General features: G+C 29.1%; 22 protein-coding genes. 19 read left to right on the forward strand and 3 right to left on the reverse strand.

The window, feature by feature from the left end; translation table 11 throughout:
* Positions 1 to 811: 811 nt before the first annotated feature.
* The 16 genes from FIA58_RS11695 (at position 812) to FIA58_RS11770 (ending at position 15,308) form a co-directional block, all read left to right on the forward strand.
* Positions 812 to 1,123, forward strand: coding sequence for a hypothetical protein (locus FIA58_RS11695; protein ID WP_140962674.1), 312 nt, complete (start codon positions 812 to 814; stop codon positions 1,121 to 1,123).
* 66 nt (positions 1,124 to 1,189) lie between these two features.
* Entirely contained in the window at positions 1,190 to 1,927 is a 738-nt protein-coding gene (locus tag FIA58_RS11700; RefSeq protein WP_140962675.1) for a GLPGLI family protein, read from the forward strand.
* A 246-nt stretch (positions 1,928 to 2,173) separates the two neighbouring features.
* Positions 2,174 to 2,506, forward strand: a complete 333-nt coding sequence (locus FIA58_RS11705) for a hypothetical protein (RefSeq protein ID WP_140962676.1) — start codon at positions 2,174 to 2,176, stop codon at positions 2,504 to 2,506.
* 73 nt (positions 2,507 to 2,579) lie between these two features.
* Complete coding sequence (locus FIA58_RS11710) at positions 2,580 to 3,395, forward strand: GLPGLI family protein (RefSeq protein WP_140962677.1); 816 nt, start codon at positions 2,580 to 2,582, stop codon at positions 3,393 to 3,395.
* Complete coding sequence (locus FIA58_RS11715) at positions 3,373 to 6,039, forward strand: carboxypeptidase-like regulatory domain-containing protein (protein ID WP_140962678.1); 2,667 nt, start codon at positions 3,373 to 3,375, stop codon at positions 6,037 to 6,039. Before FIA58_RS11710 ends, FIA58_RS11715 begins: the two co-directional genes overlap by 23 nt.
* A gap of 796 nt (positions 6,040 to 6,835) precedes the next feature.
* Complete coding sequence (locus FIA58_RS11720; RefSeq protein ID WP_140962679.1) at positions 6,836 to 7,066, forward strand: hypothetical protein; 231 nt, start codon at positions 6,836 to 6,838, stop codon at positions 7,064 to 7,066.
* Positions 7,067 to 7,085: 19 nt separating this feature from the next.
* Positions 7,086 to 7,319 (forward strand): hypothetical protein, encoded by a 234-nt coding sequence (locus FIA58_RS11725; protein ID WP_140962680.1) that lies wholly within the window; start codon positions 7,086 to 7,088, stop codon positions 7,317 to 7,319.
* Positions 7,320 to 7,381: 62 nt separating this feature from the next.
* The gene (locus FIA58_RS11730; RefSeq protein WP_140962681.1) at positions 7,382 to 8,059 is read left to right on the forward strand and encodes a GLPGLI family protein; all 678 of its coding nucleotides are present in this window, start codon (positions 7,382 to 7,384) and stop codon (positions 8,057 to 8,059) included.
* A 337-nt stretch (positions 8,060 to 8,396) separates the two neighbouring features.
* The gene (locus FIA58_RS11735; protein WP_140962682.1) at positions 8,397 to 9,128 is read left to right on the forward strand and encodes a GLPGLI family protein; all 732 of its coding nucleotides are present in this window, start codon (positions 8,397 to 8,399) and stop codon (positions 9,126 to 9,128) included.
* Between the two features lie 157 nt (positions 9,129 to 9,285).
* Positions 9,286 to 9,543: a hypothetical protein gene (locus FIA58_RS11740; protein ID WP_140962683.1), complete on the forward strand. Its 258-nt coding sequence runs from the start codon at positions 9,286 to 9,288 to the stop codon at positions 9,541 to 9,543.
* Positions 9,544 to 9,611: 68 nt separating this feature from the next.
* Positions 9,612 to 10,304, forward strand: coding sequence for a GLPGLI family protein (locus tag FIA58_RS11745; protein WP_140962684.1), 693 nt, complete (start codon positions 9,612 to 9,614; stop codon positions 10,302 to 10,304).
* Between the two features lie 284 nt (positions 10,305 to 10,588).
* Positions 10,589 to 10,834, forward strand: a complete 246-nt coding sequence (locus tag FIA58_RS11750; RefSeq protein WP_140962685.1) for a hypothetical protein — start codon at positions 10,589 to 10,591, stop codon at positions 10,832 to 10,834.
* 58 nt (positions 10,835 to 10,892) lie between these two features.
* The gene (locus FIA58_RS11755) at positions 10,893 to 11,624 is read left to right on the forward strand and encodes a GLPGLI family protein (RefSeq protein WP_140962686.1); all 732 of its coding nucleotides are present in this window, start codon (positions 10,893 to 10,895) and stop codon (positions 11,622 to 11,624) included.
* A 326-nt stretch (positions 11,625 to 11,950) separates the two neighbouring features.
* Positions 11,951 to 12,427 (forward strand): GLPGLI family protein, encoded by a 477-nt coding sequence (locus tag FIA58_RS21820; RefSeq protein WP_394352426.1) that lies wholly within the window; start codon positions 11,951 to 11,953, stop codon positions 12,425 to 12,427.
* Positions 12,319 to 12,603 (forward strand): GLPGLI family protein, encoded by a 285-nt coding sequence (locus FIA58_RS11765; RefSeq protein WP_140962688.1) that lies wholly within the window; start codon positions 12,319 to 12,321, stop codon positions 12,601 to 12,603. Before FIA58_RS21820 ends, FIA58_RS11765 begins: the two co-directional genes overlap by 109 nt.
* A gap of 32 nt (positions 12,604 to 12,635) precedes the next feature.
* Positions 12,636 to 15,308 carry a carboxypeptidase-like regulatory domain-containing protein gene (locus FIA58_RS11770; protein ID WP_140962689.1) on the forward strand — a complete coding sequence of 891 codons (2,673 nt, stop codon included), beginning with the start codon at positions 12,636 to 12,638 and terminating at the stop codon, positions 15,306 to 15,308.
* Between the two features lie 120 nt (positions 15,309 to 15,428).
* Here the strand turns inward: FIA58_RS11770 and FIA58_RS11775 are convergent, their stop codons facing one another.
* A complete protein-coding gene (locus FIA58_RS11775) occupies positions 15,429 to 15,839 on the reverse strand; it encodes a hypothetical protein (RefSeq protein ID WP_140962690.1) in 411 nt (136 codons plus the stop codon).
* 261 nt (positions 15,840 to 16,100) lie between these two features.
* Entirely contained in the window at positions 16,101 to 16,340 is a 240-nt protein-coding gene (locus FIA58_RS11780; RefSeq protein WP_140962691.1) for a hypothetical protein, read from the reverse strand.
* A gap of 78 nt (positions 16,341 to 16,418) precedes the next feature.
* On the opposite strand from FIA58_RS11780, the gene FIA58_RS11785 reads away from it, so the two are divergent.
* Positions 16,419 to 16,742, forward strand: a complete 324-nt coding sequence (locus tag FIA58_RS11785) for a GIY-YIG nuclease family protein (RefSeq protein ID WP_140962692.1) — start codon at positions 16,419 to 16,421, stop codon at positions 16,740 to 16,742.
* Between the two features lie 598 nt (positions 16,743 to 17,340).
* Here the strand turns inward: FIA58_RS11785 and FIA58_RS11790 are convergent.
* Positions 17,341 to 17,862, reverse strand: coding sequence for a helix-turn-helix domain-containing protein (locus FIA58_RS11790; RefSeq protein WP_140962693.1), 522 nt, complete (start codon positions 17,860 to 17,862; stop codon positions 17,341 to 17,343).
* Between the two features lie 613 nt (positions 17,863 to 18,475).
* Between FIA58_RS11790 and cas9 the strand changes: the two genes are divergently transcribed.
* Both cas9 and cas1 read left to right on the forward strand, forming a co-directional pair.
* Entirely contained in the window at positions 18,476 to 23,110 is a 4,635-nt protein-coding gene (cas9, locus tag FIA58_RS11795; protein ID WP_140962694.1) for a type II CRISPR RNA-guided endonuclease Cas9, read from the forward strand.
* A gap of 4 nt (positions 23,111 to 23,114) precedes the next feature.
* Entirely contained in the window at positions 23,115 to 24,014 is a 900-nt protein-coding gene (gene cas1 / locus FIA58_RS11800) for a type II CRISPR-associated endonuclease Cas1 (RefSeq protein ID WP_140962695.1), read from the forward strand.
* The last annotated feature ends 144 nt before the right edge of the window (positions 24,015 to 24,158 follow it).

Here is a 24,158-nt window from a genome sequence, read left to right on the forward strand (position 1 = left end):
GCCAATAGTGCATATATTCAATAACGGTTTTTGGCAAAAGTCAAAAGCCGTTTCATATTCGAAAAGTTAAGCGATCAATCAAAAGATACGATATATTTGTTCGCTACTGAAATATATGCTTCAAAGTTATGAAAACATAAAGCAGTAAATTTTTGGGTAAAAGATGTTAAATTTTTAGCAGGATTAATTCCGTTGGAAAGCTATAGTTTTTATAACATTCAGCAAATTAAAAAAGTAAATATCTGTTTTTACTTTAAATGATTATTTTCTTGTCCTAAATTCATGAAAATCATGTCGTAATTCCTGAATGTCGGGTTACTTTGTTTGCAAACCTTAAAAAACTCCTCTAGTTTTGAAATCGAAATAAAGAATTTATATATATGCCTATTTTTAGAACTAAAACCATTATTATATGCCAGACATAGATTTTATATTACAACTCATTTTAATTATTACTATTCTTGTAATATTATATTTCGTAGTTAAACTATTTAAAAAAATATTAAAACTTTTAGATAAGTATGAATAAGATAAAAAATGAAGAAGAGTAATTACTGCAACCACCATTTTTAAAATAGAGTTAACCACTATGAAGGGATTGATTCAGCTGTTAGTAACCCTTTAAAAAAAAGACGAGCAAAATAGGAATTGATAGACTTTCTAAAACAAAACTATTAAGCAATAATAAAGAGAAAGTTGGCTTTGTTGTTGTTTTAAGTAAAAACCAACTATAAAAAACAGCCATACCTTAAATAAATGTTTTGACGAACACAAAGTATGACTGTAATTAATTTAATTAAATAACAAATTTATGAAAAAATTAGTATTTGGCTTAATTGCTACCGTTTTATTATCAGTTAGTGGATTTGCTAACAACACAAAAGATATTTCAGATTTTAATCATATTAAAACTAATAAATCTATTGACCAATTAAATTTAATTGATTCAAATAATATTTTTAGTTTCGAAAATAATTTTGATTTTTTTGGCACTTGTTATGTTACATTAGGTTTTTATGATTCAGATGGGAATAAAATAGCAGAAAGAACGCTACAAATTGAAGGTGTTAATTCAGCTGATGAATGTAGTAGAATTGCTGATGAAATTGCGAAACAATTATAGGTTCCTGCAAGGATTATTTAAAATATGTTACAACCATATCTTTAATTAACATTTAGATTTAATATTATGAGATATTTATTTTTTTTACTTTTTACAGTTTTAAATTTTGCTCAAGAAAAAGCGACACTAATGACTTATGAAGTTACATACAATACTGAGTTGCCAACAACTAAGAATGGTTATCTCTACATAAGCAATGATCAAAAAAAAACTATTTATTATACTGAGAATATTAATAAGAATAATGAAAGTAAAGAGGAAAATATTGATGTAGCTTTAAAGTTTGAATCGGGAAAGAAACAATTTAATTATTTTGATTATCAAAAAGATACTTTAATAACTAGAGATGATATTTTAAAAGAAAGTGTTTTAATAAAAGAAATGATACCAGATTTATATTGGAATTTATTAGACGAAACCATTACAACAAATAATGTTGTACTTAACAAAGCTACCTGTTATTTTAGAGGAAGAAATTATATAGCCTATTATTCAACCAATATTCCAATTAAAGCTGGACCATGGAAATTTCAAGGATTACCAGGTGTTATTTATACGATTTCGGATGAAACAAAAAGATATAATTGGGTGTTGAAAAAAATAGAATCTACTGAATACAATTTTAGTTCTGAAATGTCAAATACAGAAGCTGAAATAATATCCATAAAAGAATATGCAAAGCGAAAATTTAGTTCTCAAGATTTAGACGAAAAAATTATTTCAAGATTACCTAGAGGAGTGAAAATTGTCGATCAAAAAACATTTAGAACAGGTTTCGAAATAAAATTTGAATGGGAAGAATAGAACTCAAAAATATAGTTGGCCACTATGAAGGGATTGATTCAGCTGTTAGTAACCCTTTAAAAAAAAGACGAGCAAAATAGGAATTGATAGACTTTCTAAAACAAAACTATTAAGCAAGAATAAAGAGAAAGTTGGCTTTGTTGTTGTTTTAAGTAAAAACCAACTATAAAAAACAGCCATACCTTAAATAAATGTTTTGACGAACACAAAGTATGACTGTAATTAATTTAATTAAATAACAAATTTATGAAAAAATTAGTATTTGGCTTAATTGCTACTGTTTTATTTTCTTTTACAGCTTCTGCTAACAATACTGCTGAAGTAAACCCTGTTCAAAAAGAAATTACAAATTATGTTTTAGATGGAAAATCATACTCTCCATTTGAGTTTAGTAAATTGAGTGCCGAAACGTTAGAAGATGCAAAAGCATGTACTGTAACTGTAAATGTAACAGTTAATACACCTTCTGGTCCACAAACATTTACTACAACTGAAACTTTTGAAGCATCATGGTTAGGTTGTTTAGCTGCAAAAGTAGCTGCATTTTTAGCAAGTATCTGGCAACCAAGTGTAAACTAATTAAGTCTATACGAGTAGCTCATAAAGCTACTCGTATTTTAAATATACTACAAAACTATTTTAAAATAGAAAAATGAAAAAAAAAATATTCTTATTTTGTCTACTCTCTTTATCTATTTTTGGTCAAACCAATACTAGTAAAGTTTCTTACACAGTAATAGCCAATGCAGTTTCAAAAAAAGCAGTTCTAATTTTCAATAAAGATAAAAGTGTTTTCCTGACTGAAATAATAAAGAACGATAAAAAAGTTGAGGTAAAATCAAATGAAGAAGAGAACAATATTGAGTTGAAAATAGATTTAAATACGAACCTTCCTTCTTCCTTCGGTATGTTTACCAACTTAACTAATAATGTTATAATTGAACATGCTTTCCATCCAAGAGGTTTAAAAGCTACCGAGTTTGATACCTTATTTGTGAAAGAAAAAGCAAAAAACATTAATTGGGAATTAGTAGACGAAACTAAAATTATTAGTTCATTTACTTGTCAAAAAGCAATAGGGAAATTTAGAGGCAGAACTTACACTGTTTGGTTCACAAATGACATTCCAATAAGCGTAGGGCCTTGGAAATTAAATGGATTACCAGGTTTAATATTAGAGGCTAGCGATACCAAAAAGCAGTTTCATTTTTTTGCGGATAAAGTTGAGTTAAATACAAATGAAATTATTAATGATTCTGTTTTTTTAAATAAAAAATACATTACACCCATGCAAGAAAGAGAACGTTTTCTTACTTATATGGAGAATATAGGTCTTGAAATTAGTACAAAAATTAAATCATCACTTCCTAGAGGGGTTAATTCGACTTCCATTACTACAAGTACAAAAATCATTGATGAAGAAAAATTAATAGAAATCAACTTTAATGACATTCAATCTAAAAAATAGAATCTATATATTTTTCTTAATCATAAATTGTAACCTTTTAATAAGTCAAACTATTATAAAAGGTGGAGTTACTGATAGTGAAGGAAAAAACATGTCGAATACAAACATAATCCTAAAACCAGAAAACTCTCAAAGTATTGTTGCTTATGGGTACACAGATGAAAATGGGAAATATGAATTGAAAACGAATAAGACAGGAATCTTTATACTTAGCTTTTCGGCTTTAAATTATGAAACAGTTTCTGTAACTGTTGAGCTAACAAACGAAACAAAAACACTAGAAAAAAACGCAACACTTCTCTATAAATCAATTGAACTTAATGAAGTAATTATTGAATCGAATAGACCCATAACTATAAAAAAAGATTCTATAATTTTTGATGTAAAAGCTTTTGCACAAGGAAATGAAGAAGTAGTAGAAGATTTGCTTAAAAAAATACCTGGACTTACAGTTGATAGTGATGGTACGATTAAAGTAGGCAATCAAGAAATAGAAAAAGTCATGGTCGATTATGATGATTTTTTTGAAAAAGGCTATAAGGTATTAACTAAAAATATGCCATCAAGTCCTATTGAAAAAGTGGAATTGTTACAACATTATTCTAACAATAAGCATTTAAAAGGTGTTGAAAACAGTGAGAAAGTGGCACTTAATTTAGTCTTAAAAGACGATGCTAAAAGGCAATGGTTTGGAAATTTTCAATTGGGTTATGGCTTAGTTTCTGAAAACAGATATGAAGTAAAAAGTAATGTAATGAATTTTGGTAAAAAAAATAAATATTACTTTTTAACTAATTTAAATAATATAGGTGAAGAAACTACAGGAGATGTGTCTAATTTGATTTATTCTTTTGGAGACGAACAGATAGGTGATAATGAAAGGAATGCTACATTAATGAGTTTAGACTCTTATGTACCACAATTAAAACAAAAAAGAGTTACTTTTAATAATGCAGAGCTACTTTCTTTAAACAGTATCTTTACCTTAACCAATACAATAAAATTGAAAGCATTGGTTTTTGTAAATCAAGACGAAAATCAGTTTTACAGAAATAGTTTTCAGTCCTTTTTTGCTAACACTACTTTTTTTGAAAACACAGAAAATTTTGTCCTTCAAAAAAATACTTTAGTTGGTTTTGGAAAAGTAGATTTCAATTATGATATTTCTAAAAATAAGACATTACAGGTTACCAGTAAATTTAATACTACCAAAACAAAAGATAGAAGCAATTTGCTTTTTAATAACAGTTTATTAAATGAAAGACTTACTAGTACAAATCAGTTAATAGATGAAAAAGTTGTTTTTACAAATAAACGGACTAGTTCCAAAGTATTATTATTTTCTGGTCGATTTATTTCTGAAAAGACACCACAAGACTATCAATTAAATCAGTTTTTATACAACGATTTGTTTGCTTCAAATGCTGATAATGTAGCGCAAATCAATGAGAATAAAATGACTTTTTATGGAGTAGAAGGATTTTTGTTAGATCGCAAAAAGAAAGGGAGTTTGTTAGAAATTAAAATAGGAAATCACTATAGAGAAGATGTTTTGAATTCGAGTTTCCAATTAAAAGAGGGTAATCAGTTAGTGGATGCTCCAGATGGTTATCAAAATCAAACGACATATGGTGTAAATGACTTATATGTAAAATTTAAATATGCATTTAAATTCAAAAAAATAAACCTAGTTCCTCAAGCAAATTTACATCAGCTCTTTAATAGTTTAGAAAGTTTTGACCTAAGAAACACTCAAAATCCTTTTTTTATTAATCCTAAACTAGGAATTGAATATGAGATTAATAAGAAAAATAAAGTTTTAGCCTCTTACACTTTAAATCAAACAAATGCTACTGTGTTAGAGGTTTATAATAACTATGTACACGATGGTTTTCGTTCCTTTTCAAAAGGAACAGGAACATTTAATCAATTAGAAGCTTCTTCCGCACTCCTAAATTATACTTATGGAAATTGGGGAGACAAGTTTTTTGCTAGTACATTTTTATTATACAGTAGAAACCATGATTTTTTTAGTACCAATTCTTTAATTTTTCAAAATTATTCTCAAACTGAAAAAATTATTATCAAAGATCGCGACTTTCTTACTATGAGTACTAGTATTGATCGCTATTTTAAGCCTATTTCTTCTAATTTAAAGCTGCTCTTTGGAGGTTCTAAATCCAATTATAAAAATGTGGTGAATAATTCTAATTTAAGAGAAGTAAAAAATTATTTAATTAATTATGGTTTTGAATTACGCTCAGGATTTAGAGGTGTTTTTAATTATCATATCGGTTCAAAATGGGATTATAATGAAGTGAAGACTACTATTACTAATTCGTTTACCAATAATACTTCGTTTTTAGACCTATCTTTTGTAATTAATTCTAAGTTTAATTTTCAAATACAATCAGAGCGCTATTATTTTGGGAATTTAGATTCAAATACAAATACTTATTATTTCATGGACTTGGAAGGGAGATACACGGTAAAAGAAAATAAATTATCGTTTTCAATCTCTGGAAATAATTTATTCAATACAGAGACTTTTAGAAATTATAGCATCAGTGATATTAGTATTTCTAATACTGAATACCGTTTACAACCACGGTATGTTTTATTAAAAATGGAATTACGTTTTTAAATTAAATCGGTTAAAAGAATTATTTAGTCCTTTATTAACACATTCATAATAATACTAATTCACAATCAAAGCCATAAAAAAAGCCATAATTTTACAAGCCATAAAACAAAGCAAAAAGCGTTCATTACTAATGAACGCTTTTTAATTTTAATTCATTTTCTGAAATAAATCACAATATTAGGACTTACTGAAATGTTCAAGTTGTTTTTGCAACTGTCTAATTGTGGAATTCCAATCATACAATTGCTTTGGCTGAAGGCTTTTAGAGAAAATCCTTTTGCTTTGTTGCCGAACAGTATAGGCTGTTTGTTAATGGTTTTAGGGGAATTGAATTTTCCAATGGTACTTCAATGTAGATCATGTTTTGTTTTTTTAAAAGTAATGAAATAAAAAAATAAATCTTTTGCATTGTAAGTTTTTAAAAGAGTTGAAGACGCTAAATTCTGGAAAGACTTGTCGAAATTCCCGAATGTCGGTTTACTTTGTTTGCAAAAGACAAAAAAGACATCTAGTTTTGGAATATGGAAATGAAAAAGTATTGTTATTGACATTTTCAAAATATAGTTGGCCACTATGAAGGGATTGATTCAGCTGTTAGTAACCCTTTAAAAAAAAAGACTAGCATAACAGAAATTGATAGACTTTCTAAAATAAAACTATTAGGCAAGAATAAAGAGAAAGTTGGCTTTGTTGTTGTTTTAAGTAAAAACCAACTATAAAAAACAGCCATACCTTAAATAAATGTTTTGACGAACACAAAGTATGACTGTAATTAATTTAATTAAATAACAAATTTATGAAAAAAATAGTATTTAGTGCAATTGCATTTACAATGTTCTCTTTAATTTCATTTGCTAATACAAATGAAAAAGAAATTGTTGACCCAAGTTGTGAGGAAGATATGTTTGACGCAATGGAATGGGCAATGGAAGAAGGGTTCGATAATCAAACTGTAAGTAATGTAGGTAATTGGGCTTATGCGAATTGTTGGTTAAGACAAACTTCGGATTTAAATCCATCTTTTTAATATTTAAATATAGATTATTATGAAAAAAGTATTTTTAAATCTCTTAGTTTTTTCTTCTCTAATTTGCTTTGCAAACGCTGAAGATGGTAATACAGAAATCTTCAATAAAAATGAAGATATAAATTGCGATACTAGAATGTTTGACGCAATGGATTGGGCAGCAGAAGCAGGCTTAGATGATCAACAGATAGCTGATGCTGGTAATGCGGCTTATGCTTTTTGTTGGTTAATGGTTAGGAATCTTAACAGATAAACATTAGAGTTGAATTAAATGGAATAGCAGGAGTGTTTTTTACTCCTGCTTAAATAGACAAAATGAAAAAAGAAATATTACTTTTTGTTGTTTTATGTACATCATTTGTATATTCACAAAATAACGTAGCAAAATACAATGTGCTTTTTAAAGTTGAGAATCAAAAAAAAGAATCTCCTTTTTTTGATAAAATTTCTGAGGCATCTAAAAACCTCGAGTTTGAATTAATTTTTAATGATAGTATTTCTTATTTTTCAACTTCAAAAAAAATGATTTTAGATGATAATAGTTTTGAAAAGGTAGCCTCTAAGATAATAAGTAAAGGAGAATATTTATATAAAAAGAAAGAGTCACTATTTTTAGTTATTAATGATCATCTATACTATGAAAAAAAAGCTAATGAGTTAAATTGGGAGCTAACAAGTGAAAAAAAAATAATACAAAATTTAACTTGTTATAAAGCTACTAAGGTTAAAAAAGTGGTTAATCAAAAAGGAACTTTTAATCATCAAATAACAGCATGGTTTTGTCCAGAGATTCCTTTTAGTTATGGTCCTAATGAATATAATGGATTACCTGGGTTAATAGTTGAACTCATTGAGATGCCTGCGAATCATTTTGTTTTAAAATCACTCACGTTCAAAAAAGAAGATGCTGAAATAATTGAACTTAATAAACTCAATAAAATAGATGAAAAAAAATATTACGATGTTATAAAATCAAATCTTCCGCAAAGATAAATGAGAACTATAATTTTATTTTAGAGATTGCTAACTTTTACTTGAATACCTGTTTTTAGTAAACCAAATGTGACTATTTTTAATAATGAAAACTAATTTAAAAACGGTCAACCTTATTTAGGGTACACCATTGTTATGATTACGCTGATTCTTTAGATGATGGTTCAGATAATACAAATCAAAAATGGATGAAAAATGTAGATAGTTGTAGAACTTCAAATGGTTGTGAAGCTGAATTCACTAAATTAATTAAAAAAATAGAATAAACTTTAATTAATAAAGAAAAAGAGTCGTAAAATGTCTAACTTAACAACTCTTTTTTTTAAATAAATTTAACATGAAATATTTACCTCTTCTTTTGTTATTGATGTCCACTTTTTTGTTTTCTCAAAAAAACGGTACAATTACCTATAAATCTTATTTTGCTCATGTGCAAGCTACAGAAGAACTTAAAGAAAGGAACAGGATGGATTATCAGGAAGCACTAGATGAAGAAATGATGGCAAAAATGTTGCGTTTTTCACTAGATTTTAACGAGAAAGAATCCTTGTTTTATTTGTCTGAAAGTTTAATTTCTGATGCCGAGAGTAAAAGTGTTAGAGCATACGTTACAGGGATGTTTTATGGTATGGCAAAATTTTATATCAACAGAGAAACGGATGAACTTACGGAACAGTTGCCCTATTCTTTTGCCATTCTTCTAAGAAATAAAAAAGCCAGTTTTATCGATTGGAATTTAACGAATGAAAGCAAAAATATCAATGGGTATACCTGTTATAAAGCGACTTATACGTACATTCAAAAATGGAAAGGAAGAGAGTTTCCTTGGCCAGTTATTGCATGGTATTGTCCTGAAATTCCAGTTTCTTTAGGTCCTGTTCGATATTCAGGTTTACCAGGTTTAATTTTAGAATTACAGGAAGACAAACGAGGTTATATAGTTGAAAAAATTGAATTTTTGGATAAAGAAGTTCAAATAGAAAAACCTACGGAGGGTGAAGAATTAACTGTTGAAGAGATTAAAAACAGAGACAATAAAATAAAAAGAGAACTGTTAAATCAAGAGTAATTTTAAAAATATTCTTTTTTTAATGAAAAACTGAAATAATAAATAGAAAGTTGGATATTTTTCGTGTAAAACCAAAAAAAAAAACAGCCATACCTTAAATAAATGTTTTGACGAACACAAAGTATGACTGTGATTAATTTAATTAAATAACAAATTTATGAAAAAATTAGTATTTAGTGCAGTTGCACTTGTAGCGTTTTCGTTTGCTAGTATGGCAAACAACTCAGTCGAGAAGGAAAACAAATTAAATAAAGAAGCTAAAACTGAACAACTAGAAAACAAGATTGAAGAAGAAAAGTCTTGTGGCTTACAATATTTGGATGATCGTCAATGGTTAAGTGATATGGGAGTGCTTGATGAATTTGCAATTGAAATTGCTTGGGATAATTTTCAAGAGTGTTTAGGATTAGATTAAAAGAAACTAGAATTAGATTAAAAGACATTGTGTTGTTTAATAGCAACACAATGTTAAAATAAAAGAAGATGAAAAAATTTTTATTGTTATTACTGTTTACTACTACTCATTTCCATGCTCAAATTAAATCTGGAGAAATAACCTATGGACTTACACTTGGATATGATGAAAAATTATCTAATGACGACAGATTTAGTTCTATTTTTGAAAAAGCTCAGAATGGAGCTAAAAAAATTGCCTTTACGTTATTTTTTAATAATGAAGTATCTCTTTTTAAAGTAAATGATATTATTACTGATAAAGAGATTTCTTTAGCAAAAGCCTTTACAGGAGGTAATAACATATATTACACAGAAATAAATTCTGATAAAAAAATGAAGGAAATAAATAGTAGTGGTTATGGTAAGTTTATAATTAATTACACAAAAAAGATTGATTGGGTAATTCTAAATGAAACAAAATATATTAATACTTATTTATGTTATAAAGCTACTACAGAAACTACCGTCGTAAATTCAAAAGGAACTTTTAAATTCCCTGTTACAGCATGGTTTTGTCCAAGTATTCCTTTTAATTATGGCCCTTATGGGTATGATGGATTACCTGGATTGATTTTAGAATTAACTGAGAGATATACGACTTATGGAGCTTTGAAAATAAATTTAAGTAAAGAACGTGATGTAATTGAGAAACCAAATAAAGGGAAAACTGTAACTCAAGAAGAATTTAATGAGATTATAAAAACACAACCTACTTTTTAATTATATTTTGAGAGTAATATTATATTTTATACTTTTTTTTCAATCAATTCCTTTTCCCAAACCCTAACAGGAACTGTAAAAGATAGCCTCAATAATCCATTGTCTATTGGGAATTTAAATAATGTTAACGTATTTATAGAAAAACTATCAAATGCGTTAATGTTAAAAGAAACTTATAAAATCGCATACTAAAGTTTCATTTTCGGCATTATTACTGATATGTTTGTACAACATAAACAAGTAAATTTATTAATTATTAAAATTAAAAAACAATGAAAAAATTCATGTTTAGTGCAGTTGCACTAGTAGCGTTTTCGTTTGCTGGAATGGCAAATAATTCAGTAGAAAAAATTAACAAAGAAGAAATTAAAAATACACAAAGCAATGAGATACTTGAAGAAGATAAAACTCCATATGATTGCCTTAGAATTGCAGGTGAAGTTTATGGGGAATTAAAAAATGTACTTTCAGAAGATGAGGCAGTTGATAATGCCATGGCATATTATACAGACTGTATAGAAAGTTTGTAATTAATTGTTTAAAAATATGAGGGTTTTGCGTTAAGACCCTCATTTTAATTTATTTATAATGAAAATAAAAACATATTTATACATTATTTTTTTTAGTATTCCTTTTTTAATAAATGCTCAGGAAGATTATTATTATATTAATTATAAAGTTTATCCAACTTTTGGATCAATTGAAAATGACGAAGAAATAAAAAAAAGCAAAATTAATTATATTTATAAAGGAATTGATGATGCAATAGCAGATCTTAGTTATAGTTTGGTTACATCCAAAGATGAATCCTACTTTTATTTGGATGAAAAAATGCCAAAAGACAAAAAAATATATGTTTTAGCTAAAAGTTATTCTGGTAGTGAAGATTTTTATTCTAATCAAACCTTTAATTATAAGATTAAAATTAAATCTTTTTTAAATCATATTTTTTATATAAAAGATACAACAAGTTACAATTGGAAAATATATAATGAAACAAAATTGATTGATGGTAAAAAATGTTATAAAGCGACAACAACAAAAAAAATAACTTTGAAATCAAGAGTTAAAGAATATGAAGTTATTGCTTGGTTTTATAGTGATATACCAACTTCTTTTGGTCCAAAAGGTTTTAATGGTCTTCCAGGTTTAATAATTGAGTTAATAGACGACAAAGTTACTTTAGTAGCTAAAAATATAAAAAAAGGAGTAAATTTTCCTGATAAAAAAGAGTTTGAAAATGAGGACGCTTTAGTTTCTCAAGAAGCTTATGATAAGATTGTTAAGGAAAAAGTAAATGATTTTTTTACTAATAATTGATGTTCAAAAGTTGAAAAAAGAATTATAAAAGTAGTTTAGATGTATAAAATCTTAATTAGTATTTTTATAATTTCAATTACGTTTTTCTTCAAAATCCTAACCGATGTAGTAAAAGATGAATGTTCATTATCATGTTTTTACATAATACATTGGTGAATAGCTAGTTTAGTAAATGCATTGCATAATATTGGTATAGTATTATCAGGTAGAAATTAATTAAAGGGGCGGAGAAGTTTTTAACATTACTTCTATTGAACTAAAAATAGATGAAACTAAAAATTAGTATTTTTATAGTTATTATAGGGTTTTATATCTCATTTGGACAAATGAAATCTGGTAAATTGGTATATAGAATTATTCCACCAGAAATTGAAATAAGAGATTCATTGGCTATAGAAAAAATAAAAATTTTAGAAAAATTTAATGAAGATTTAAAGGAGAAGACGTTTAGTTTGTTGTTTAATTCAAATAATTCTTTTTTCGAAAATGAAGACAATTTAATAAACGATAACAACGATAATTCAACAATAAAAAAAATTAATTATAATTTATATTCAAAATATTCCTATTTTTTTAATTTAAAAGAGAATGGATGTTATAAAATAGATAATTCTGATTCTAAAATAATAATAAAGTTAAAAAATGAATTAAATTGGAAAATCACAAATGAAAGTAAAAATATAGATGGTTATTTATGCTACAAAGCAACCGCGATAAAAAAAAATTCAACAATAGAGGAGAAAGAGAGAAAAATATTATCGCTTGGTTTTATCCTGAATTTCCATATGCTTTTGGACCTTTAGATTATAATAGTTTACCAGGTTTAATTTTGGAACTTCAAGATAATAAATTAATTTATTTAGTTGATACAATTGAATTTTATGATGAGGTATTCAAAATAGAAAAACCAAAAGGGAAAATAATTTCTGAAGATGAATATTTGAAAAAATTAAAAGGACTTTCTCCTTTTAATAATTGAATTTTTATGTAATCTTCACCAAACATTAATTAATGTACAAACTACTATTAACAATTTTATGTCTATTTACCAATTGTTTTCTTGGTTATTCCCAAACACTAACAGGAACTGTAAAAGATAGCCTCAACAATCCATTGCCAAACGCAAATGTAATAGCAAAACCTTTGGTGGAAAATCAAAGTTTAAAATTTGCTATTGCTGACCATTTGGGAAGGTATAAGTTAGAGCTTGAAAAAGGAATTCCTTATGAAGTAAAAGTTTCCTATTTGGGGTACAAAGAAGCAGTTTTAACTATTGAATCCAACAGTAGTTTAAAGGAATATCATTTTAAACTACAAGAAACAGGACAACAACTCAAAGAAATTGTCATCGACTACGAATACAAACCCATTATTGTAAAAAAAGACACGCTTATTTATGATGTAAAGGCTTTTGCAAACGGGAATGAACGCAAAATGAAGGAAGTCCTTGAAAAAATGCCAGGAGTGGAAGTCGGGAAAGATGGCTCTGTAACGGTACAAGGTAAGAAAGTAACCCAAATGATGGTGGAAGGAAAATCTTTCTTTGGTGGTGGCACCAAATTAGCCGTCGAAAATATTCCAGCCGATGCCTTAGATAAAATAGAAGTCATTGACCATTTTAATAAAGTAGGGTTTTTAAAACAAGTTTCTGATAGTGATGAACTGGCCATGAATGTAAAACTCAAAGAAGATAAAAAGAAATTTGTCTTTGGTGATGTAGAAGCTGGTGCTGAAGTAGCTAATGATAATGGTTTTCATTTGTTGCACACGGCATTGTTTTATTACAGCCCAAAAACGAATGTGAGTTTTATAGGAGATATAAATAACATAGGAAAGCGTACTTTTTCTTTTCAAGATATGTTGCGATTTCAAGGAGGTGTGAGTAGTTTTTTAAATGATAGAAAACAACTGACGAATCTTTATACTTTCACTAATGACAACAGTGATGTGGTTGAAAATAAATCGCAATTTGGAGCCTTTAATTTCCAACAAAATATTAATGCTAAACTAGACATAGAAGGATTTGGTATTTTTTCCAAACTTTTTAGTGCTTCCCTAGTGGAAAGTCAGAATGAATATTTACAAAATAGTGCTTTTACTTTTGAAGATAGAACGACTAAGAAAGACAATAAAACGGTTTTAGGAATAGGGAACTTTAAATTAAATTACAATCCAAGTGATCGTTCTAAATGGTTTTATAATGCCCAATATCAATTCAGTACTAACGATGCTACTTCGCTTTTAACTTCTATAAGAGACGGACAACAAAGTACTTTTGAAACCTTAAATAATGCCGATAATGGTCAGCTAAAACAATTTATCGAATGGCACAAACAATACAAAAATACCAATCATACGACTACTTTTGTAGTGAATCAAAGTTATGAAAACAATAAACCCGTAAATACATGGTTAACGGATACGGAATTTTTGGCAGGATTAATTCCGCTAGAAAACGATAGTTTTTATACCATTCAGCAAATTAAAAAAGTAAAAAACAATAGTGTAGATGCGTTATTGAAACATTATTGGATTTTAAACAATTACAATCATTTGTATACCAATGTGGGAAACAATTTTGGTACCACAAGCTTGCAAATTAACGAACAACAGTTTTTAACAGATGGCACAATCAATGATTTTGCAGCAAATGGATTCGGTAATGATGTAAACTATTTGCTAAACGATTTTTATGTAGGGTTTGAATACAAGTTTAAAATAGGAAAATGGATCAATAAACCAGGAATCTATACTCATTTTTATCATTTGAAAACCAAACAAATTGCGAACGATTATACTATAAATAAAACGTATATTGAACCACAATGGAATAGTGAATATGAATTCAATCAATCAGAATCGCTAAATTTTTCTTATAAGTTATCAAATGATTTTCCTGATGCTTCTAAATTGTTAGAGCGTTTTACCTTACAAAGTTACAATTCGGTGTTTAAAGGAAATGCTTTGTTAAGTAACGAGAGATTTCATAGTGGAAGTTTACGGTATAAGAAAACAAGTATGTATCGTGGTTTGATGCTGTTTGCCAATGTGAATTTTAATAAGAAAATAAGAACCATAAGAAACAGTATTGAACTAGATGGAATCAACCAATTTACAACACCTATTATAACGGATAACCCTGAGACGAATTGGAGAATATTTGGAAACATTAGTAAAAAAATATACCGTTTTAGATTGCAATTGAATACTAATTTTAGTTGGTTTAATTACATACAAACCCTAAACAATCAAACGACTACAAACAACAGAAACAATCAAGCGGTAGGTTTAAAAATAAGTACAGCTACTAAAAAATGGCCTACAGTAAGTGTAGGGTATAATAAAAGTTTTAGTCAGTTTTCAGGATTAACCTCTTCCTCGTTAACCAATGATGTATTGACCTTTAATTTGGATATCGATTTTTTAAAGTCGTTCCACTTCAAAACCGACTATGAAGTCAATTTTAATGAAAATAGTTTGAATCAAAAAAACAATTACAGCATAGGAAATGCTTCTTTGAGTTATCATAAAAAAGACAATCCATTTCGCTTTGAGGTTTCTGCTCAAAATTATTTAAACAATGGAACTATAATCAATAACTCTTTCTCAGACTTTTTGATTTCGAATTCCACAACTTTTACTTTACCTAGAATATTTTTATTTTCTATAAGTTATAAACTATAGCACATTCATAGTACTAATTCACAATCAAAGCCATAAAAAAACAATAGTCTTACAAGCCATAAAAAGAAAAAAGGCTGTCCCTTTATCAGGACAACCCTTTTTCTTTTTAAAAGAATTCATTTACAAAGTGGCTTTGTGATTGGTAATGGCTAAAATAAAAGCATCAACCTCTTCTATTTCTTTGTTAACCCTTTCTAAATCCAATTCCTTTTCTAACAAGGCTATAGTACCATAACTCTCTTTGCGATCTTCAAGTAAGAATTTTCTGTACACTAACTTTGTTTTCTTTTTTAATTTATCTTCTTTTATTTCACCTTCTGGTAAAGAAGCTATAACGGAATCTAAAGCAGTCAGTTCTATTAAAACACCTTGTAACTCTGATTCAACCTCTAATGAAGTACTAGAATACTTCACAGTTAAGCGTTCTTCGGAAATTTTTTTGAAAGTCAATTCCGCTTTCTCTTTTCCTGCCCAAGTTAATAACACATCGCAATCTGATACTTGTGTTAAATTGTTAATTGTGTAATTCATAATATTATAATTTTAAAGATTATTATTACTAAGGCTTATACAAACCAAATGCCATAGCGTGCCAGAAAATTGAAGTTTAAAACAAGTTTAACTTTTTGTAAGAAAAATTGTAAAACGAAGTTAAAATTTATACGAAATAAATCAAACCATCGTTCTTATTGGATTTTGAAATCAACAAACAATTTCAACGAACAACTTCAAAAATCAACTTCAAAAAACAATCTCAAAAATCAACTTCCCCAAACCACATCCTCAAACTTGTCATCCCGACGCAGGAGGGACCCCACTCGAAACTCCACAAACCACATTCCCAAACCAATTCCCCAAACTACATCCCCAAACTACATCCTCAAACCACATCCCCAAACCACATCCCCAAACCACATCCTCAAACCACATCCTCAAACCACATCCCCAAACCACATCCCCAAACCACATCCTCAAACCACTTCCCCAAACCACATCCTCAAACTTGTCATCCCAACGCAGGAGGGAACCCACTCGAAACTCCCCAAACTACATCAACATAAAACACCATAATCAAAAACTTTTTTTATTTTTATAAAACAATTTCTCCACATGAAAGAGCTAACAAACGGATACCACACTTATTACGTTTATATCTTGACCAATAAACACCGAACTACTTTCTACATAGGAGTGACTAATAATTTAAAAATCCGTTTGCAACAGCACATCGATTCCGTGACTGAAAACACCCATTCCTTTGTATCAAGATATAAAGTGGAATACCTAGTTTATTATGAAAAGCATACTTGGATTCAAGAAGCCATAGCACGAGAAAAAGAATTAAAAGGATGGAGAAGAGAAAAAAAATTACATTTAATACAATCGTTTAATGAGAGTTTTGCTTTTTTAAATCACCATTTTTTGGATAAATAAGAGACATACGTAGTTTTGGAAAATAATTATTGAAGTAGATATGGGTTCCCTCCTGTGTCGGGATGACAAGTTTGCGGAAGTAGATTGCAGGTACAAATAGCGCGTAGATGAAACTGATTTTGCAGATTTTTTACATAGCAACTTCAAAATCAATTTCAACATACATTTCTACAAACAACTTCCACAAACCACTACCTCAAACTTGTCATCCCGACACAGGAGGGACCCCACTCGAAACTCCGCAATCAACTTCAACAATCAACTCCAAAAATCAACTTCCACAAACCACATCCCCAAACTTGTCATCTTGACGAAGGAAAGACCCCACTCGAAACTCCACAAACAACTTCAAAAATCAACTTCAAAAATCAACTTCCACAAACCACATCCACAAACTTGTCATCTTGACGAAGGAAAGACCCCACACGAAACTCCGTAATCAACTTCCCCAAACAATCACCCCAAACTTGTCATCTTGACGAAGGAAAGACCCCACTCGAAACTCCACAAACCACATCCCCAAACTTGTCATCTTGACGAAGGAAAGACCCCACTCGAAACTCCTCAAACAACTCCACAAACAACTTCAACAAACAAATTACCCTTTCCACAACTCTTTTTCTAACTGTTTTGTATATACTAAAAGCGCTTTTAATTGTAATTGAATTTTAGTTTGCAAGTGAACCCCATTTTTATCTAAAATTGCTAAGGCTTTATTTTGTATGTTTTCTAAGATAACGTCATCCCTATCCGTTAGGCCTTCTTTTTCTTTGTATAATGTTACAAATTCAATTGTTCTTGCTGCTTTTTGATAATTATGTTGCAGTTGTTTTATTTTTTTTTCTAGTAGCAACTGTTCAATGTTATTATTTTCAATTTGTTTTAGTAGTAGCTCTTGTTTTTTAGCTTGCTGTGTTTTATGATAAGGGAATTCTCTTTTAGTAAGCTGAGAAAGAGTATCGGCATAGTTTGTCAATTTAGATAGTTTCAATAGGGCAGCAGTAGGTAAATCACGTTTTCCTATTTCATACATTGCGTATTGACTTCTCTTAATGCCTAATAACAAAGCTATTTCTTCCTGTGATAGCAATAATGATTTAAAAGTTGTGTCTTTTTTCATGAGGTAAATTATTATTGTTTAACGTCTTTATAATTACTAATCAAAAACTGTGACAAAATATTTTTTGTAAAAAAAAATGTCACAGAAATTTGTGACAAAAAATTTGTGACAAATTATTTTGTCACAAAAAAAATGTCACAACTTTTTTTAAAGAAGTGTTCCAAATGTGATAGATTGTAAAATAAATTAATTATTGCTTTTTATGTTTGGGAAAAGAGGGAGCAATACCTATAAAAATTAGAAATAAAACATTTTTTTTTGCGGGTTTGATAGAACTTTTATTTTGCTGATTTTATGAAATGCTGTTTCTTGTACGTATTTATACGTATAAGAAACTGTGAAAAATACGTATTTATACGTATTGACAGGTGAAGGAATAGTATGTAGTTTTATACAATGAAGATTATTTTTTTATAAAAATAAAAAAGCGACCCTTATGAGGCCGCTTTGAATGTTTTCACAACGGAATAATCCTTATTGTGAATTGCTTCAAAATTGTACTGCAATATACAATAAAAAATTTAGTATTGCATTACGGTAAACCGTAAGGATGGTAATTTTCTTTTAATTACATTTAAAAATTCATTAAATAGCAAATAATAGTCAAACATAAATGAAAAAAATATTAGGACTTGATTTAGGGACAAATAGTATTGGTTGGGCGTTGATTCAACAAGAATTTAAAGATAAAAAAGGAGAAATACTTGGAATGGGAAGTAGAATTATCCCAATGACTCAAGATATAAAAGATGAATTTGGAAAAGGAAACTCCATTTCTCAAACTGCCGATAGAACTGGATTTAGAGGAACTCGAAGACTTAGAGAACGACACTTATTAAGAAGAGAGAGATTACATCGAGTTTTAAATGTATTAGGTTTTCTTCCTCAACATTATGCCGATCAAATTGATTTTAAAAAAAGATTAGGCAAGTTTTTGGATAAAAAAGAACCGAAAATTGCCTACAAAGAAATCTGGAATCAAGAAAAAGAGAAAAATGAGTTTGATTTTATTTTCAAAGACTCCTTTGAAGAAATGTTAAAAGATTTTAGAAAATATCAGCCACAACTTTTAGAAAGCGACAAGAAACTTCCTTATGATTGGACGATTTACTATTTACGCAAAAAAGCTTTATCTCAAAAAATAGCAAAAGAAGAATTGTCTTGGATTCTTTTAAATTTCAATCAAAAACGTGGTTATTATCAATTGCGAGGTGAGGAAGAGGAAGAAAACCCCAACAAATTGGTCGAATTTTATTCATTAAAAATAATTAATGTAATTGCTGATGAAAAAGCGAATGCAAAAGGTGAAACTTGGTATTCCTTACACTTAGAAAATGGCTGGGTTTACCGTCGTTCAAGTAAAACCTCTTTACAGGATTGGACAGATAAAATACGGGATTTTATTGTTACAACAGATTTAAATGATGACGGCTCAACTAAAACCGATAAAGAAGGGAATGAAAAACGCAGTTTTCGTGCTCCAAGTGAAGATGACTGGACTTTAATAAAAAAGAAAACAGAACAAGAAATAGATAGATCTGAAAAAACAGTAGGAACATACATTTATGATACATTACTTCAAAAACCTAATCAAAAAATCAATGGAAAATTAATCAGGACTATTGAACGAAAATTTTATAGAGAAGAACTAAAGGCTATTTTAGAACATCAGTTAAAAGAATATCCAGAGTTACAAAATGAAGACTTTTTTAATGATTGTATAAAAGAATTATATCGTAATAATGAAGCTCATCAAACTACATTAAGCAGAAAAGATTTTGTTCATTTGTTTTTGAATGATATCATTTTTTACCAACGTCCGCTTAAAAGTCAAAAATCTTCTATAGGAAATTGCTCTTTAGAATACCGAAAATATAAAACTAAAGATAAAGAAGGAAATGAAATTGAAAAAACTGAGTATCTGAAAGCAATACCAAAGTCTCATCCTTTGTATCAAGAATTTAGGATTTGGCAATGGCTTTACAATTTAAAGATTTACAAGAAAGAAGACGATACAGATGTAACGGAGCAATTCGTAAAATCAGACGAAGATTTAGAAAATTTATTTACCTTTTTAATGACACAAAAAGAGGTTGACCACAAAGCTATTTTAAAATTTTTACTTGTATCTTCTGAATTAAAAGGCAAAGCATTAAGTAATGAAATGGCTAAATACCGTTGGAATTATGTTTACAATTCAGAAAAAGACGAATCTAAAAAATATCCTTGTAACGAAACAGGCTATGAAATTAGACGAAGACTGGCTAAAGTTGAAAATATAAATGATGATTTTCTAACCAATGAAGTTGAATTTAAATTGTGGCATTTAATATATTCGGTAACTGATAAACTAGAGTTTGAAAAAGCACTAAAATCTTTTGCGAATAAGCATAGTTTAGATGATAGCTCTTTCGTTGAAAACTTTAGAAAATTTCCACCTTTCAAAAGTGAATATGGTTCATTTTCAGAAAAAGCCATCAAAAAATTATTACCCTTACTTCGTTTAGGAAAATATTGGGATTGGGAAAATATTGATATTAAGACAAAAGATAGAATTGGCAAAATTATCACAGGAGAATATGATGAAGAAATCAAAAATCGTGTTCGAGAAAAAGCAATTCATCTAACAAAAGAAAACGATTTTAAAGGATTACAATTATGGCTGGCTCAATATGTTGTGTACGATAGACACTCAGAAGCCAATCTTGCTGGGAAATGGAATTCAGTTAGCGATTTAGAAAACTATTTAAAAGAATTCAAACAGCATTCCCTTCGGAATCCAATTGTTGAGCAAGTTGTAACCGAGACCCTGCGTGTGGTAAAAGATATTTGGGCTAAATATGGTAATGGTGCGAAAGATTTCTTTAATGAAATCCATATCGAACTCGGACGCGATATGAAAAATACAGCTGATGAAAGAAAACGATTAACTAATGTCGTCTCTGATAATGAAGCTACAAATTTGAGAATTAAATTATTATTAACTGAATTAAAAGACAATTCCGATGGTAAACTACAAGTTGAAGAAGTTCGTCCTTTTTCACCACCTCAACAAGAAATATTAAAAATTTATGAAGATGGTGTTCTAAATTCTAATGTCGAAATTCCAGAAGATATTTTAAAAATTAGTAAAACAGCACAACCAAGCACATCCGAATTGCAGCGTTATAAATTATGGTTGGAGCAAAAATACCGTTCACCATATACGGGTCAGCTTATTCCGATGAGTAAATTGTTCACTCACGAGTATGAAATTGAACATATCATTCCACAAAGTCGTTTTTTTGATGATAGTTTTAGCAACAAAGTGATATGTGAATCGGCTATTAATAAATTAAAAGACAAACAACTTGGCTTAGAATTCATAAAAAATCATTCTGGAGAAAAAATTGAAACTGGATTTGGCAAAAGCATCGAAGTTTTTACTGAACAAGAATATCTTGACTTCATAAAAGAGCATTATGCTAAAAATCGCTCAAAGAAAAACAAATTATTATTAGAAGAAATTCCAGAAAAAATGATTGAACGCCAATTAAATGATACGAGATACATTAGTAAATTCATATCAAATGTGTTATCTAATATTGTTCGTTCAGATAATAATGATGATGGAATAAATTCTAAAAATATTTTACCTGGAAATGGAAAAATAACCAACCAATTAAAGCAAGATTGGGGCTTAAATGATGTGTGGAATGAGTTAGTTTTACCACGTTTTGAACGAATGAATCAATTAACAAATAGCACAAACTTTACTTCTTGGAATGAAAATCACCAAAAATTTCTTCCAACAATTCCTTTGGAATTTTCAAAAGGATTTCAAAAAAAACGTATTGACCACCGTCACCACGCTATGGATGCTTTAGTGATTGCTTGTGCTACAAGTGACCATATTAATTTGTTAAATAACAAGCATGCAAAATCTAACGAACGCTTTGATTTAAACAGAAAACTGCGAAGATTTGAAAAAGTAGCTTACAATGATTTGAAAACTGGAAAAAGAGTAGAAAAAGAAGTTCCTAAAGATTTTTTAAAACCTTGGGAAAATTTCACAAAAGATGCCAAAGATGAATTGGATAAAATTGTAATCAGTTTTAAGCAAAATCTTCGTGTTATCAATAAAACAACCAATAAATACGAAAGCTATAAAGATGAAAATGGCAATTTAAGAATTGGCAAAGACGGTAAACCTAAAAAAGATCTTACAACCCAAACTAAAGGTAATAGCTGGGCTATCCGAAAACCGATGCACAAAGATACCGTATCAGGCTTAGTGTCTTTAAGAAAGAAAAAAGAAGTTCTACTCAGTGTTGCTTTAGAAAATTACAATGAGATTGTAGATAAAGATTTAAGAAAAGAAATACTGAATTTAGTAAAGCTAAAATACGATAAAAAATTATTGATTAAGTTTTTCAAGGACAGACAAAATAAATGGAACGACAAGGATATTTCGAGAGTTGAAATTTATTTTTGGGATAATGATAATGTGGCTTCAAGGGTAAGCTTAGATACTTCATTCAATGAAAAACGGATAATTGAAACCATTACCGATACAGGTATTCAGAAAATTTTATTGGCTCATTTTAAAAATTACAAAAATAGATTTGACGAAAAAGGAAAAGAAATTGCTCCAGAAACATTAGCCTTTGCTCCTGAAGGAATTGAAGAAATGAATAAAAATATTGTAGAGTTAAATAAAGGGAAATTTCACCAACCTATCTTAAAAATTAGAACTTATGAAGCAAAGGGCAACAAATTTAATGTTGGATTAACTGGAAATAAAAAAGACAAATTTGTAGAAGCAGCCAAAGGCACCAACTTATTTTTCGCCATTTATCAAGATGAAAATGGTAAAAGAAGCTACGAGACCATTCCTTTGAATATTGTTGTCGAACGTCAAAAACAAGGTTTAGACTCTGTTCCAGAAATTAATGAAAAAGGAAGTACATTGTTGTACTATCTTTCTCCTAACGATTTAGTTTATGTTCCAACAGAAGAGGAAAAAGGGAATGTCAATAGTATTGATTTTGGGAATTTTAAAAAAGGGCAAATGGGAAATATTTATAAAATGGTCAGTTCATCAGGTACTCAATGCTTTTTTATTAAACAAAATGTTTCAACTTCTATTGTAAACAAAATTGAATTTTCAGCATTAAATAAAATGGAAAAATCTATTGATGGAAGTATGATTAAAGAATTTTGTATTAAATTAAAAGTGGATAGATTAGGTAATATTTCAAAAGCTTAATGCAATGATAAAACGTACTCTCTTTTTTGGTAATCCTGTTTATTTGAGTACCAAAAACAAACAACTGGTGGTGTCTTATCCAGATAAGGAACAAGATGCCAAGACAGTGGCAATCGAAGATATAGGTGTTGTAGTTTTAGAAAGCCAGCAAATTACTGTTACAAATGGAGTACTAGAAAAACTGACACAAAATAATGTGGCTTTAGTTAGTTGTGATGCACAACACATGCCTACAGGGCTATTGTTGCCTTTGCAAGGGCATAGCGAGCAAACCGAACGCTATAAACATCAGATAAACGCATCTGTACCTTTGCAGAAGAATTTGTGGCAACAAACCATTAGTGCGAAGATTCTAAATCAAGCGAGTTTATTAAAAGAAAGAGGAATACCCATGCGAAAGATGGAGTTATGGGCAAAGGAAGTAACATCGGGTGATGCTTTAAACCATGAATCGAGAGCAGCTGTTTATTATTGGGAGAAGCTCTTTCCTATTCCTCATTTTACGAGAGGACAAAAAGGAATAGCTCCTAATAATTTGTTGAATTATGGCTATGCTATTCTAAGAGCGATTACCGCTCGTGCCTTAGTGAGTTCGGGCATGTTGCCTAGTTTAGGTATTTTTCATAGAAACAAATACAATGCCTATTGCCTTGCCGATGATATTATGGAACCTTATCGCCCTTATGTGGATTTAATAGTCTGTCATATTATGGATACTGAGGATGCTTATGACGAATTAACGGTAGCACTTAAAAAGCATTTGCTAAGCATTGCGAGTATGGATGTTGTGATTGATGGTAAAAGAAGTCCTTTGTTGGTGGCTATGAGTCGTACAACAAACTCTTTATACGAATGTTTTGAGGGGAAAGCCAGAAAAATATTGTATCCTGTTTATGGATTATGAGTGTAGTTATCTGATAAGCTTCATTTTAGGTATGATTTTTATTGAATTAAAAAAAAGGTCAATTGTGGTGAAAACTTACGATAATTATTGTTCTGTAGTTTCGGAGTTTTTGTTTTGAAATAATTTAGATTGTCTATAATTCAT

Source organism: Flavobacterium jejuense (assembly GCF_006491595.2).
In the GTDB taxonomy this organism is placed as follows: Bacteria; Bacteroidota; Bacteroidia; order Flavobacteriales; family Flavobacteriaceae; genus Flavobacterium; species Flavobacterium jejuense.

Bases quoted from the DNA above. Each gene is read 5' to 3' on its own strand.
- FIA58_RS11695 (WP_140962674.1), top strand. From the start codon at position 812: ATGAAAAAATTAGTATTTGGCTTAATTGCTACCGTTTTATTATCAGTT.
- FIA58_RS11700 (WP_140962675.1), top strand. From the start codon at position 1,190: ATGAGATATTTATTTTTTTTACTTTTTACAGTTTTAAATTTTGCTCAA.
- FIA58_RS11705 (WP_140962676.1), top strand. From the start codon at position 2,174: ATGAAAAAATTAGTATTTGGCTTAATTGCTACTGTTTTATTTTCTTTT.
- FIA58_RS11710 (WP_140962677.1), top strand. From the start codon at position 2,580: ATGAAAAAAAAAATATTCTTATTTTGTCTACTCTCTTTATCTATTTTT.
- FIA58_RS11715 (WP_140962678.1), top strand. From the start codon at position 3,373: ATGACATTCAATCTAAAAAATAGAATCTATATATTTTTCTTAATCATA.
- FIA58_RS11720 (WP_140962679.1), top strand. From the start codon at position 6,836: ATGAAAAAAATAGTATTTAGTGCAATTGCATTTACAATGTTCTCTTTA.
- FIA58_RS11725 (WP_140962680.1), top strand. From the start codon at position 7,086: ATGAAAAAAGTATTTTTAAATCTCTTAGTTTTTTCTTCTCTAATTTGC.
- FIA58_RS11730 (WP_140962681.1), top strand. From the start codon at position 7,382: ATGAAAAAAGAAATATTACTTTTTGTTGTTTTATGTACATCATTTGTA.
- FIA58_RS11735 (WP_140962682.1), top strand. From the start codon at position 8,397: ATGAAATATTTACCTCTTCTTTTGTTATTGATGTCCACTTTTTTGTTT.
- FIA58_RS11740 (WP_140962683.1), top strand. From the start codon at position 9,286: ATGAAAAAATTAGTATTTAGTGCAGTTGCACTTGTAGCGTTTTCGTTT.
- FIA58_RS11745 (WP_140962684.1), top strand. From the start codon at position 9,612: ATGAAAAAATTTTTATTGTTATTACTGTTTACTACTACTCATTTCCAT.
- FIA58_RS11750 (WP_140962685.1), top strand. From the start codon at position 10,589: ATGTTTAGTGCAGTTGCACTAGTAGCGTTTTCGTTTGCTGGAATGGCA.
- FIA58_RS11755 (WP_140962686.1), top strand. From the start codon at position 10,893: ATGAAAATAAAAACATATTTATACATTATTTTTTTTAGTATTCCTTTT.
- FIA58_RS21820 (WP_394352426.1), top strand. From the start codon at position 11,951: ATGAAATCTGGTAAATTGGTATATAGAATTATTCCACCAGAAATTGAA.
- FIA58_RS11765 (WP_140962688.1), top strand. From the start codon at position 12,319: ATGCTACAAAGCAACCGCGATAAAAAAAAATTCAACAATAGAGGAGAA.
- FIA58_RS11770 (WP_140962689.1), top strand. From the start codon at position 12,636: ATGTACAAACTACTATTAACAATTTTATGTCTATTTACCAATTGTTTT.
- FIA58_RS11775 (WP_140962690.1), bottom strand. From the start codon at position 15,839: ATGAATTACACAATTAACAATTTAACACAAGTATCAGATTGCGATGTG.
- FIA58_RS11785 (WP_140962692.1), top strand. From the start codon at position 16,419: ATGAAAGAGCTAACAAACGGATACCACACTTATTACGTTTATATCTTG.
- FIA58_RS11790 (WP_140962693.1), bottom strand. From the start codon at position 17,862: ATGAAAAAAGACACAACTTTTAAATCATTATTGCTATCACAGGAAGAA.
- cas9 (WP_140962694.1), top strand. From the start codon at position 18,476: ATGAAAAAAATATTAGGACTTGATTTAGGGACAAATAGTATTGGTTGG.
- cas1 (WP_140962695.1), top strand. From the start codon at position 23,115: ATGATAAAACGTACTCTCTTTTTTGGTAATCCTGTTTATTTGAGTACC.